This is a genomic window from Agromyces arachidis, assembly GCF_052805135.1.
Genome location: NZ_JBRBDK010000010.1, coordinates 1 through 12,572 on the forward strand (window position 1 = coordinate 1; position 12,572 = coordinate 12,572).

At 72.2% G+C, this 12,572-nt stretch carries 9 protein-coding genes; 6 read left to right on the forward strand and 3 right to left on the reverse strand.

Translation table 11 applies throughout. From position 1 onward, the window contains the following. The first annotated feature begins 377 nt into the window (after window positions 1-377). Complete coding sequence (locus ACUY4T_RS12645; protein WP_446019316.1) at window positions 378-896, forward strand: hypothetical protein; 519 nt, start codon at window positions 378-380, stop codon at window positions 894-896. A 45-nt stretch (window positions 897-941) separates the two neighbouring features. Further along, complete coding sequence (locus tag ACUY4T_RS12650; RefSeq protein ID WP_446019317.1) at window positions 942-4,310, forward strand: nSTAND1 domain-containing NTPase; 3,369 nt, start codon at window positions 942-944, stop codon at window positions 4,308-4,310. Between the two features lie 52 nt (window positions 4,311-4,362). On the opposite strand, the gene ACUY4T_RS12655 is transcribed toward ACUY4T_RS12650, so the two are convergent. The 3 genes from ACUY4T_RS12655 to ACUY4T_RS12665 form a co-directional block, all read right to left on the reverse strand. After that, entirely contained in the window at window positions 4,363-5,868 is a 1,506-nt protein-coding gene (locus ACUY4T_RS12655) for an alanine/glycine:cation symporter family protein (protein WP_446019318.1), read from the reverse strand. Window positions 5,869-5,937: 69 nt separating this feature from the next. Beyond that, entirely contained in the window at window positions 5,938-7,077 is a 1,140-nt protein-coding gene (locus tag ACUY4T_RS12660) for a glycosyltransferase (RefSeq protein WP_446019319.1), read from the reverse strand. Window positions 7,078-7,088: 11 nt separating this feature from the next. Beyond that, window positions 7,089-7,691: a TetR/AcrR family transcriptional regulator gene (locus ACUY4T_RS12665; RefSeq protein ID WP_446019320.1), complete on the reverse strand. Its 603-nt coding sequence runs from the start codon at window positions 7,689-7,691 to the stop codon at window positions 7,089-7,091. Window positions 7,692-7,852: 161 nt separating this feature from the next. Here ACUY4T_RS12665 and nusA point away from each other — a divergent pair, with 161 nt between their 5' ends. From nusA to rbfA, 4 genes are all read left to right on the forward strand, one after another. After that, window positions 7,853-8,851, forward strand: a complete 999-nt coding sequence (gene nusA, locus ACUY4T_RS12670) for a transcription termination factor NusA (protein ID WP_446019321.1) — start codon at window positions 7,853-7,855, stop codon at window positions 8,849-8,851. Between the two features lie 54 nt (window positions 8,852-8,905). Continuing rightward, window positions 8,906-9,151 (forward strand): YlxR family protein, encoded by a 246-nt coding sequence (locus tag ACUY4T_RS12675; RefSeq protein ID WP_446019322.1) that lies wholly within the window; start codon window positions 8,906-8,908, stop codon window positions 9,149-9,151. 88 nt (window positions 9,152-9,239) lie between these two features. Further along, the gene (gene infB, locus ACUY4T_RS12680) at window positions 9,240-12,014 is read left to right on the forward strand and encodes a translation initiation factor IF-2 (protein ID WP_446019323.1); all 2,775 of its coding nucleotides are present in this window, start codon (window positions 9,240-9,242) and stop codon (window positions 12,012-12,014) included. Between the two features lie 78 nt (window positions 12,015-12,092). Then, complete coding sequence (gene rbfA, locus ACUY4T_RS12685; protein WP_446019324.1) at window positions 12,093-12,569, forward strand: 30S ribosome-binding factor RbfA; 477 nt, start codon at window positions 12,093-12,095, stop codon at window positions 12,567-12,569. The last annotated feature ends 3 nt before the right edge of the window (window positions 12,570-12,572 follow it).

Genomic DNA, 12,572 nt, shown 5'->3' on the forward strand with positions numbered 1-12,572 from the left:
CAGAGGTGGTCCACAACCCAATCATCGGACGCTCGCGCCGCGGTATTCGGAGCGGAGCTTTCGTAACCACCCCCCCTGCCGCCGCCTCCCGTCCAATCCTCCGGGGGGTGTTGCACCTGTCCCATTCCTTCTTCTCCCCCCCCCCCTCCTTTTTCCTTCCTCTCGTTCCTTCCCTTCTCCCTCCGTGTTGGGGGGGGGGTGTCCCCACCCCCCCCCCCCCCCCCCCGGCGCGCGCCGGATATTCGCTCGACCCGCACGGATAGCGAACGGATAGTGCCCTCCGGGAGCCTCGGAACCTGAGGCGGGGAACGCGCCGCGCTCCCCGCCGAGGGCGACGATCATCCGCCGCCCGCTGCGGAGTTCGAGAGGTGGAGAGAATGATGTTCGAAGCGACCACTGATCGCCGGGCCGTGCATCGCGGCATCGCCGGAGCCGCGATGGCGGCCGCGCTGCTGCTCGTCGGGTGCGCCTCGGGGGATGACCGCGACCAGCCCACGACGACTGCCGCCGCCGGGTCCGAGCCCGCCGGGGAGGCGGCGTGGGACGACCCGATCTGGGAGGCGTACGGCGAGGAGGGCGAGAACGTCGAGGAGATCGACGGCGTCGCCGAGGACTTCCCCGCGCAGTTCCCGCTCCCGGACGGGGAACTCGTCTACTCCGGCGTGGCTCCCGGGGTCTGGGACATGATCTTCGAGACCGACGACCCCGAGCCGCAGGCGGCGCAGTTGGCCGAACGGATCGGCGAGATCGTCCCGCAGGTCTGGAACGGCGACCTCCGTGGCGGCGATGAGGGCGAGAGCTGGGGCTTCGTCGACGACGACTTCGTCGTCGCGCTCGAGATGCGACCCGGCCCCAACCCGCCTCCGATGGTCGCGATCACCGTCCTCGAGCGATGACCTCGGCCCGTTGACGCGCTGGGCGGACAGGCCGACACTGCCATCATGACCGTGTGCGTGCTCGGTCCCCTCGACACCGGCGGGCCGGCGCTCAGCCCGAGGGAGCGGATCATCCTGTCCGCCCTGGTCGTGCGGCGCGCGCGGCCGGTGTCGCCGGACGAGCTGGCCGACGCGTGCTGGGGTGAGCGGCTCCCGAAGACCTGGACGCAACAGGTCCACAACGCGATCGCGAGGATCCGCTCGCGCCTCGGCAGGGACGCCGTGATCACGGTCGGAGGCGGCTACCGGCTGGGCGTCCCGGATGGCGCCGTCGACGCCGTGACGTTCGAACACGAGGTGGCGCGGGCGCGACGCTTCGGGCTGGAGGGCGCCCCTGATCGTGCCGCCGCGGCCTATCGCCGCGCACTCGACCTGTGGCGAGGCGATCCGTACCAGGACGTCGCCGAGTGGCCTCCCGCGCGCGCCGAGGCGATGCGCCTCGCCGAGATCCACGCCGACGTCGAGGAGGAACTGCTCGACGCTCGGCTCCGTCTCGGTGAAGCCGCGGAGGTCATCCCCGACGCCGAGCGGATGGTGCGGGAGGCGCCGTTGCGCGAGCACCGCTGGGCCGTGCTCGCCCTCGCGAACTACCGGGCCGGGCGCCAGGCAGAGGCGATCGGGGTCCTCCGCTCCGCACGCGGGCGTATCGTGGAGGAGCTGGGGCTCAACCTCGGCGACGAGCTGCGCGGCCTGGAGGTCGACATCCTCCGCCACGATCCCGCACTCGACCCGGATGCCGTGCCCCCGGGCGGGCGTCCGGCCGGCTCGGACGAGTCGTGCCCGTACCGCGGCCTCGCCCCGTACGACGTCGACGATGCCGCGATGTTCTTCGGACGCGATCCCGACATCAGGACGATCCTCGCCCGCATCCGACCCGGAGCGGTCGTCACGCTCGTGGGGCCGAGCGGGTCGGGCAAGTCCTCGGTGCTGCGTGCCGGCGTGGTGCCGCGGCTGCGCGACCAGGGCCGGCGCGTGGTCATCATCACCCCCGACGAGCCGGGCCTCGCAGAGCTCCGCGACGTGGTGTCGGGCGGTCCCGCGACGCTCGCGATGGATCAGTCGGAGGAGCTGCTCGAACTGCCGGACGACGAACTGCGCGAGCTCGGAGCGGAACTGCGCGCGTGGCTCGACGCCGGCGGAAGCATGGTCCTCACGCTCCGGTCGGACTTCCTGGATCGCGCCAGTGCGCTCCCGGTGATCGGCACCGCGCTCGGTCAGGACGTCTACGCGCTCGCGCCGCTGGACGCGGACGGACTCCGCCTCGCGTGCACGGGGCCTGCCGAGGCCGCGGGACTCTCGCTCGAGGCCGGATTGGTCGAGGTCATCCTTCGCGACGCCGGGAACCGATCCGGCATCCTTCCGGCGCTCTCCCACGCGCTCGCGGCGACGTGGGGGCGTCGCGACGGTGCGACCCTCACGGTCGAGGGGTACGTCGCCGCCGGAGGGATCGCCGGTGCGATCGCCCGTTCCGCCGAGCAGGTCTACGATGCCCTCGGCACGGAGGGCCGATCGGTCTGCCGCTCGCTCATGATGCGACTGGTCGAGCGCACGCCCGAGGGTGCGACCGTCCGTCGCCGGATGCCGCTGGGACTGCTCACCGACGGCGCCGCGCGACGCGCCGTCGCCGAGTCCCTGGTCGCGGCCCGACTCGTCACCATCGACCGCGACTCCGCGATCATCGCCCACGAGGCCGTCGGGCGGGCTTGGCCGAGGCTGGACGCCTGGCTCGACGAGGATGCGGGCGACGCACGGATGCTGCGTCGGACCGAGGCGGCCGCGGCCGCCTGGGATGCCGCAGGGCGACCCGACGACGAGCTCATGCGCGGAGCGAGCCTGCAGGCGACCGTCGAATGGCGGGAGCGCGCCGCTCCCGGGCTCACGAGCGTGGAGTCCGACTACGTCGCGGCGTCGCTCGCCGCGCACCGCGACGAGGTCCGGGACCTGGAGGCGCGTGCGGAACGGGAGCGGGTCATCAACCGCAGGCTGCGCCTCGCACTCCTGGTGGCCGCGGTCCTCGCGGTGGTGGCGGTCGTCGCCTCCGGCGTGGCGGTCGTCCGGAGTGCTGACGCGGAAGCTGCGGCGGAGGAGGCGCGCATCGAGGCACTGACGTCCGCGGCGTCCAGCACGGCAACCGGCCGGGAGACCGCGGCGCTCCTGGCCGTGGAGGTCCACCGGCGCTGGCCAGACGATCCGCGCGCGCGTACGGCCCTCGACGCGGCCCTCGGGCAGGCCGGCGGGCTGGTGCGCACGGTTCGGTTCCCCGATGCCGCGGACCTCGCCGCCGCGGTCGTGCCCGGGACCCGGACGATGCTCGTCGTCGTCGATCCGGACTCCGACGGCGATCCGGACGGCCCCGCACCCGACGCGAGGATCATCGACCTCACCACAGGCGAGGTCGTGCGCGAGCTCGACCCGGAGCTGCCGGCGCTCACGGCCGACGAGATCCGCGTCCCGGCTCGAACGGGCGCGCCGCATCGCGAGGTGATCGTCAGCGCGGACGGGGCGACGGCGCTGATCCACACGCGACGTTCGTCGTCGGCAGCGCCGGGATCCTGCTGCGAGAGCCATCTCGTCGGGGTTCGCCTGCGGGAGAGCGGCTTCGCCCTCGACGCGATCACGTTCGACCGGGAGATCGCCCAGCGTCCGGTGTTCTCGCCCGACGGCCGCACCGCATACCTCCTGTTCCGGGATGCGGTCGATCCGGCGGTGATCGACCTCAGGACCGGGCGTGTGGTCGGTGCTCCCGATGGGAGGGCGTCATCCGGCGACGAGGTCGCGCTGCAGCGCATCGACGTCGTCGACGGCCGTGTGTACGGCGGCGCTCGCGATCACCTCCGCGTCTACGACGCGGACACGCTGGCCCTCGTCGATGCCATCGACCTGCCCGTCGGGAGCAGCTCCGCATCCATGACCACTCGGCTCGTCGCGTCCGATCGGGCGGGCGGGCTGCTCGCGATGTCCTCCGCGCGTGCTGCGCGCATCGGCCTCCCGGCCGGCGACGTGATCTGGGTGCGGGCGGATCTGCACTGCTCGACGCTGCTCGTCACGGCGTCGTCGGAACTCCTGTGCGCCGCCTCCGATGGCATCTGGACGCGCAGCCTCGAGACGGGGGAGGCGCTCCGCCGCATCCTCGAGCCGCTTCCCTCGCACCGGTCGACCATGGAGTGGGTCGGGAGCGCGTCCGAGGTCGTGACGGTGACCGGTGATCCCGCCATGCTCCAGCGATGGCGGCCGAGCGGCGAGTTCGCCGTCCGCGACCTCGAGGGATTGCGCGACGCGGCGTGCGCGGTCGCGTCGCGCCAACTGACTGCTGCGGAGTGGACGGACCACTTCGGCGACGAGCCCTACCGCCCCACCTGCCCCGACCTTCCGTGACATCCCGCTCGGTCATGCTGAGCAATATCCGGCGCCGGGGGCGGGTCGGGACTCAGTCCTCGTGGTGCAGGTGGTCGCGGTGCTTCTCGGCCTGGTGCTTCGCCGTCGGCACGTCGATCGGGCCGGTGACCGAACGCTCGTCGACCCAGCACTCGATGCCCGTGACATCCGGGAGCAGGTCTCGCGTGAAGACGGGATCGCGACCCTGCCGGCGCTGGTGCGTGTAGTCGCGGAGCAGGCGGAACGCGATGCCGGAGAGCAGGGCGATCGCGACGAGGTTCACGAGCGCCATGAGGCCCATGACCCCGTCGGCGGTGTTCCAGACCAGGTCGGATGCGGCCACCGAGCCGACGAAGATCGCGACGACGACGAGCGAACGGTAGGTCGTGAGCAGCCACGGCTTGGGCGAGATGAACTCGATGTTGGACTCGCCGTAGTAGTAGTTGCCGAGGATCGAGCTGAACGCGAGCAGGAAGACGACGATCGTGAGCAGGATGCTCGCCCACGGCCCGAGGTTCGCCACCATGGCGTCCTGCGTGAGCCCGATGCCGCGCTCGGCGTTCGCGAGGTCGGGGTTCGACACGAGGATGATGAACGCGGTGATCGTGCAGACCAGGAAGGTGTCGAAGTAGACGCCGAGGGTCTGCACGAGGCCCTGCTTCACCGGGTGCGTGACGGCCGCGCTCGCGCCGGCGTTCGGCGCCGAGCCGAGGCCGGCCTCGTTCGAGAACATGCCGCGCTTGACGCCCGTGAGGATGATCGTGCCGAGCGTCGCGCCGACGACCTCGTTGAACCCGAACGCCTCGGTGAAGATCGAGGCGAACACCTCGGGCAGCCGGGTGATGTTCATCGCCACGATGACGAGCCCGACGAGCAGGTAGATGAGCGCCATGAGCGGCACGACCGCCTGGGTGACGTGCGCGATGCGGCGGACGCCGCCGAAGACGACCAGACCGGTGAGCACGGCCAGCGTCGCGCCCGCGACCCACGCGATCCAGGCCGCGCCGCCCTCCGGCGCGACCGCGCCCGTCAGCGAGGCGCTGATCGTGTTCGCCTGCAGCGACGAGAACGCGAACGGGAAGCAGACGATGAGGATCACCGCGAAGAGGATGCCGGCCCAGCGCGCCTTCAGGCCGCGCTCGATGTAGTACGCGGGTCCGCCGCGGAAGCCGTCCTTGTCGCGCACCTTGAAGAGCTGGCCGAGGCTGGACTCGACGAACGCGGAGGCGCCGCCGATGAAGGCCATGAGCCACATCCAGAAGATCGCGCCCGGCCCGCCGATCGCGATCGCGGTGCCGACGCCGGCGATGTTGCCCACGCCGACGCGCGACGCCGCGGAGATCGTGAACGCCTGGAACGCGGACACCGACTGCGGCTCGCCCGACTCGTCGCGCGGTGTCTTGTCGGTGAGGGTCCGGAACATCTCGGGGATGAGGCGGAACTGCACGACGCCGGATCGCACCGTGAAGTAGAGGCCGAGCAGCACCACGACGGGCAGCACGATCCAGGTCCAGAGCGTGTCGCCCGCGGCGAGCACGAGATCGTTGAACGGATCCATGTGCTCAGCATGCCAGCGATGGCGTCGAACGGTGCGGCGGATCCCGGCGTCCGCGCGCCGCGGCCGCGCTCAGTCTCGACCGGCCCGGTCGACCGAGCGGGCGCGGACGAGCCGCTCGATCGCGTCGGCGGCGGCGCCGGCGGCATCCGTCGCCCGCAGCCGGGCGCCCAGCGTGCTCGCGGCCGCGCGCGTGCGCGAATCGGCGAGGAGCGCGGTCACGGCGGCGGCGATGCGCTCGGTCGGGGCCGTGCGGGGGAGCGCGGCGCCGACGCCCGCTCGCTCGACGGCTCGAGCGACCATCGGCTGGTCGAGCAGCGGGTGCATCGGCAGGATCAGCACGGGCAGGCCGTGCGCGAGCGCGCGGAACGCGGTCGAGTGGCCGCCGTGCCCGATGACGATGGATGCCTCGGGGAAGACCTCGCCGTGATCGACGCGCTCGCGCAGGTCGACGTTCGGCGGGAGCCGCAGGTCGCGGTCCGGGCGCAGGCCGCCGAGCGTGATCATGCCGCGGACCGGCAGCGAGCCGAGCGCCGACGCGACGCGCTGGTACACGTCGGTCTGGCCCGGGAACCACGTCGTGCTGAGGCTCACGACGACCAGCGGCGGGAGCGCGGGATCCGGCGCGGCGGGCACGCCCGTCTCGAGCGCGCCGACCCACTCGGCCGCCCGGGACGACGCCGTGCGGCGCGCGGATGCCGGGTCCAGGGCGACGTCGGAGACGACGATGCGGCCGGCGGCACGGGCCCACTCCGTGAGCGGGTCGGCACCGCGCAGGCGGGAGGCGAGCCCGACGGGCCCGCGTCGGTACGACCGGTCCCAGTACTCCAGGAACGTGTGGAAGAGCACGGCCGTCGCGGCCCCGGCGGACTGCGCGCCGCGGACCGAGGAAGACATGAGGCAATCGACGATCGCGGCGGTGGCACCGGATGCCGCGACCGCGTCGCCCACCTCGCGCTCGAGGTCGCGGTCGGCGGCGAGGCGGACGGCCTGCCCGACCGCGGTGGGGACCGAGCGGCGGACGCTCGAGTCGTAGAACGACGCCGACTCGAGCGGACGGAAGGCGTGGCCGGCGCGGGCGACGGCGTCGGCCTGCCGGGGGTGCCCGAGCACTTCGACGTCGTTCCCGCGGCGGACCAGCTCGGTGGCGATGCGCAGCGCGGGCGGGGTGTTGCCGCCCGCGTCGACGGTGACGACGGCGATGGTGGACATGGCGGCTCCCTTCAGCCGGTGCGGGCGTCGAGCCGGTCGACGACCGACCCGACGAGCGCGATCATGCGGGCGAGCGTCTCGTCGCGGGAACGCCCGGCGTCGCGCCGCCAGAGCTTCCAGGCGTAGACGTCGGTGGCGGCCACGAGCAGGTCGACGGCCTCCTCGCGTCGCGGCGGTGCGAGGAGGCCGAGCTCGCGCGCGAAGGCCCGGACGACCCAGTCGCGGTGGAGACGGCGTCCGAGGTCCGTGACGCGCGCGGCCAGCGGCTCCCACCCCTCCTGCCCGAGCAGCAGGAGCACGCCGTCGCCGCGTGCCTCGTAGTGGTCGATGAGCGCGGCGATCGTCGCCGGCACGTCGTCGGGATCGACGGCCCGCTCGGCGAGCACCTCGGGCGTCGTCCGGTCGAGGACGGCGGCGAAGAGCTCGTCGCGCGAGCCGAAGGTCCGGAGCACGGTCTGCACGGAGACGCCGGCGCGCTCGGCGACCGCCGGCAGCGTGCATGCGGCGAGCGGGCGCTCGGCCGCCAGTGCGACGAGGGCGTCGAGGATGCGGCGGCGCGTCTGCTCCACCTGCTCGGCGCGAGCGCGCATCGTGTACGTCCTCGTAGTTTTCATGACAACAACCATTAACGTTGAATCCTCATTCCGTGTCAATGGGCATTCACGTCGAATTGCCGATGGCGGGCGCGATGACTTCGGTCGCCGCGGCATCCGCTAACCTTGAGTGTTCCGCCCGGGTGGGGAGCGGACCTGAGAGCTGAATAGAGGAGGCCGGAATGGACATCGACCTCAGCGTGCTCCGCATGATGGAGCGCGAGAAGGAGATCCCGTTCGACGAACTGGTGCAGATCATCGAGCAGGCGATCCTGATGGCCTACCTCAAGCACACCAACCCCGCCCAGCACGGGCACGCGAACCCGAAGGGCGCCCGCGCCCACCTCGACCGCAAGACCGGGCACGTGTCGATCTACGTCCCCGAGTACGACGAGGAGGGGAACGTCATCGGCGAAGCCGAGGACTCCCCGAGCGACTTCGGCCGCATCGCGGCGTTCGCCGCCAAGCAGGTCATCAACCAGCGCCTCCGCGACCTCGCCGACGACGCCGTGCTCGGCGAGTTCCGCGGGCGCGAGGGCGACATCGTGGCCGGCGTCATCCAGCAGGGCCCGAACCCGCGGATGGTGCACATCGACCTCGGCACCGTCGAGGCGATCCTGCCCCCTGAGGAGCAGGTGCCGGGCGAGGAGTACCCGCACGGCCAGCGCATCCGCGTGTACGTCACGAGCGTGGCGAAGGGGGCGAAGGGGCCGTCGATCACCGTCTCGCGGACGCACCCGGCGCTCGTCCGCAAGCTGTTCGCCCTCGAGGTCCCCGAGATCGCCTCCGGCGTCGTCGAGATCGTCTCGCTCGCGCGCGAGGCCGGTCACCGCACGAAGATCGCCGTGCGCGCGACCCAGCCGGGCGTCAACGCCAAGGGCGCCTGCATCGGCGAGCTCGGGCAGCGTGTGCGGGCCGTGACGGCCGAGCTCGGCAGCGAGAAGATCGACATCGTCGACTGGAACGACGACCTCGCCACCTTCGTCGCCTCGGCGCTCTCGCCCGCGAAGGTGACGAACGCGTACGTCATCGACGAGGGCACCCGCGCGGTGCGCGCGCTCGTGCCCGACTACCAGCTCTCGCTCGCGATCGGCAAGGAGGGGCAGAACGCCCGCCTCGCCGCCAAGCTCACCGGTGCGAAGATCGACATCCAGCCGGACTCGATCCTCGACCAGGCGTGACGCACGGCCCCGTCGCCCGGGCCTGTCCGGAGACGCACAGGCCGGAGGTGTAGGATGGATCCCGTCAGAACGTGCATCGGATGCCGTTCACGCGCTCCGCGAGCCTCACTCCTGAGGGTCGTCGCCCAGCAATCCCGAGTCGTCGCCGATCCATCGGCGGTGCTTCCCGGGCGCGGCGCGTGGCTCCATCCGACGCTCGAGTGCCTCCGACTCGCCCAGCGGCGACGCGCCTTCGGGCGTGCGCTCCGCGTGAGCGGCGAGCTGGACACATCCGATGTAGAGAACAGGCTGAACGGCTAATGGACAACTCATGAGCGGCTCGAAATGAGACCCGTCCGCCATTGATGGTCCGCCCCTGTCCCGGGGTCGGACCCGGAACAGGAGAGAAGTGGCTGCCAAACCACGCGTACACGAGATCGCCAGCGAGCTCGGCGTCGACAGCAAGGTCGCGCTCGAGAAGCTGAAGGAGATGGGCGAATACGTCAAGGGCCCGTCGTCCTCGATCGAACCCCCCGTCGCACGTCGCCTCCGGGCCGCCCTCGAGGGCGCCGGCGCGGCGAGCAAGCCCGCAGCGGGGCCCAAGCCCGCCGCGGCCAAGCCGGGTCCCAAGCCCGGCCCGAAGCCGGCGGCAGCGCCGGCTCCCGAGGCGCCCAAGGCCGAGGCTCCGCTGTCGGTCGCCGAGCGCCAGGCGGCGGCCGAGAAGGCCGCGGCCGACAAGGCGGCCGCGGAGAAGGCCGCGGCGAAGGCCCCTGCCGAGAAGCCGGCCGAGGACGGCTCGTCCGACGCCGCGAAGTCCGGGCCCAAGCCCGCCGACGTCGCGCGCCCCGGCGCCCCCAAGCCCGGGCAGAACATCCCCCGCCCGGCGCCGCGCCCCGGCGCGCCCCGCCCCGGCAACAACCCCTTCTCGAGCTCGCAGGGCATGGGCCAGCGGCAGGGTCAGCCCCGCCCGGGCAACAACCCGTTCTCGAGCTCGCAGGGCATGGGCCAGCGCCCGACGCCCGGCAACATCCCGCGGCCCCAGCCGCCGCGTCCCGGTGCCCCGCGTCCCGGTGCTCCGCGTCCCGGCGGCGCCGGTCGCCCCGGCGGCGGCGGCTTCCAGCGTCCCGGCGGCGGCGGCGGTGCCCGTCCCGGCGGCGGCGGCGGCTTCCGTCCGGGCGGCGCGCCCGGCGGCGGCTTCGGCGGCCCCCGGCCCGCGGGCGGCGGCGGTCGCGGTCGCGGCCCCGGCGGCGGCACGGCCGGCGCGTTCGGTCGTGGCGGCGGCAAGAGCAAGGCCCGCAAGTCGAAGCGGACGAAGCGGCAGGAATTCGAGATGCGGGAGGCCCCGTCGCTCGGCGGCGTGAGCGTCCCGCGCGGCGACGGCAACACCGTCATCCGCCTGCGCCGCGGCGCGTCGATCTCCGACTTCGCCGACAAGATCGACGCGAACCCCGGTTCGCTCGTCACGGTGCTCTTCCACCTCGGTGAGATGGCGACCGCGACGGAGTCGCTCGACGAGGCCACCTTCGAGGTGCTCGGCGCCGAGCTCGGCTACAAGATCCAGGTCGTCTCCCCGGAGGACGAGGACCGCGAGCTGCTCGAGGGCTTCGACATCGACCTCGACCAGGAGCTCGAGGACGAGAGCGACGAGGACCTCATGCCGCGTCCGCCGGTCGTGACCGTCATGGGTCACGTCGACCACGGTAAGACGCGACTGCTCGACGCCGTCCGCAACGCGAACGTCGTCGCGGGCGAGGCCGGCGGCATCACTCAGCACATCGGTGCGTACCAGGTGCACACCCAGCACGATGGGCTGGACCGCGCGATCACCTTCATCGACACCCCGGGTCACGAGGCGTTCACCGCCATGCGTGCCCGAGGCGCCCAGGTGACCGACATCGCGATCCTCGTGGTCGCGGCCGACGACGGCATCATGCCGCAGACGGTCGAGGCGCTGAACCACGCCCAGTCGGCCAACGTGCCGATCGTGGTCGCCGTGAACAAGATCGACAAGCCCGACGCCAACCCGGCCAAGGTGCGCCAGCAGCTCACCGAGTTCGGCCTCGTCGCCGAGGAGTACGGCGGCGACGTGATGTTCGTCGACGTCTCGGCGCGCGAGAACATCGGCATCCAGAATCTGCTGGACGCGGTGCTCCTCACCGCCGACGCCGGGCTCGACCTGCGCGCGAACCCCGACAAGGACGCCCGAGGCGTGGCCATCGAGGCCAAGCTCGACAAGGGCCGCGGCGCCGTCGCGACCGTGCTCATCCAGTCGGGCACGCTCAAGGTCGGCGACGCGATCGTCGCCGGCACGGCCTACGGCCGCGTCCGCGCGATGAGCGACGAGAACGGCGAGCCCGTGACCGCCGCGACGCCGTCGCGGCCGGTCCAGGTGCAGGGCCTCTCGAGCGTCCCGCGCGCCGGTGACACCTTCCTCGTCACCGAGGAGGACCGCACCGCACGCCAGATCGCCGAGAAGCGCGAGGCCGCCGAGCGGAACGCCCAGCTGGCCAAGGCCCGCAAGCGCATCTCGCTCGAGGACTTCACGCGTGCGCTGGAGGAGGGCAAGGTCGAGGCGCTCAACCTCATCATCAAGGGCGACGTGTCGGGTGCCGTGGAGGCGCTCGAGGAGTCGCTGATGAAGATCGAGGTCGACGACTCGGTCCAGCTCCGCATCCTCCACCGCGGCGTGGGCGCCGTCACCGAGAGCGACATCGACCTCGCCACGATCGACAACGCGATCGTGATCGGGTTCAACGTCCGCCCCGACGTGAAGGCGCGCGAGCGCGCCGCCCGCGAGGGCGTCGACGTGCGCTTCTACAACGTCATCTACAACGCGATCGACGACATCGAGAACTCGCTGAAGGGCATGCTCAAGCCCGAGTTCGAAGAGGTGCAGTCGGGTGTCGCCGAGATCCGCGAGGTGTTCCGCTCCTCGAAGTTCGGCAACATCGCCGGTGTCATCGTGCGGTCGGGGACGATCACGCGCAACGCCAAGGCTCGCGTCATCCGCGACGGCGTCGTGGTCGGCGACAACCTGGCCATCGAGTCGCTGCGTCGGTTCAAGGACGACGTCACGGAGGTCCGTACGGACTTCGAGGCCGGAATCGGCCTCGGCAAGTACAACGACATCCAGGTCGGCGACGAGATCGAGACGACCGAGATGCGCGAGAAGCCGCGGGCCTAGCCGCCTCCGGTACGGGGCTCCGCTCGTCCATGATGAGCGGAGCCCCGCCTCCCTCCACACCACGAAAGGCAGGCAGCCATGGCAGATCCGCAACGGGCCCGCAAACTGGCCGACCGCATCAAGGAGATCGTCGCCAAGCGACTCGACAAGGGCCTGCGCGACCCGCGGCTCGGGTTCGTCACGATCACCGACGTCCGGGTGACGGGTGACCTGCAGCACGCGAGCATCTTCTACACGGTGTACGGCACCGAGGAGGAGCGCCGCGACTCGGCGCTCGCCCTCAAGGCCGCCACCGGGATGCTCCGCAGCGAGGTCGGCCGCAACATCACGGCACGGCTCACGCCGACCCTCGAGTTCATCGCCGACGCCATCCCCGAGAACGCCGAGCACATCGAGGAGCTCCTCCGGGAGGCCCGCAAGCGCGACGCCGACACGTCGACCCTCGCCGCGTCCGCGCAGTACGCCGGCGACGCCGACCCGTACGTGACGCCCCGCGATCTCGATGACGCCGACGACGACGAGCAGGAACCGCGCGGCGCAGGCGCAGCCGGCTGATCG

Bases quoted from the DNA above. Each gene is read 5' to 3' on its own strand.
- ACUY4T_RS12645 (WP_446019316.1), top strand. From the start codon at position 378: ATGATGTTCGAAGCGACCACTGATCGCCGGGCCGTGCATCGCGGCATC.
- ACUY4T_RS12650 (WP_446019317.1), top strand. From the start codon at position 942: ATGACCGTGTGCGTGCTCGGTCCCCTCGACACCGGCGGGCCGGCGCTC.
- ACUY4T_RS12655 (WP_446019318.1), bottom strand. From the start codon at position 5,868: ATGGATCCGTTCAACGATCTCGTGCTCGCCGCGGGCGACACGCTCTGG.
- ACUY4T_RS12660 (WP_446019319.1), bottom strand. From the start codon at position 7,077: ATGTCCACCATCGCCGTCGTCACCGTCGACGCGGGCGGCAACACCCCG.
- ACUY4T_RS12665 (WP_446019320.1), bottom strand. From the start codon at position 7,691: ATGAAAACTACGAGGACGTACACGATGCGCGCTCGCGCCGAGCAGGTG.
- nusA (WP_446019321.1), top strand. From the start codon at position 7,853: ATGGACATCGACCTCAGCGTGCTCCGCATGATGGAGCGCGAGAAGGAG.
- ACUY4T_RS12675 (WP_446019322.1), top strand. From the start codon at position 8,906: ATGGATCCCGTCAGAACGTGCATCGGATGCCGTTCACGCGCTCCGCGA.
- rbfA (WP_446019324.1), top strand. From the start codon at position 12,093: ATGGCAGATCCGCAACGGGCCCGCAAACTGGCCGACCGCATCAAGGAG.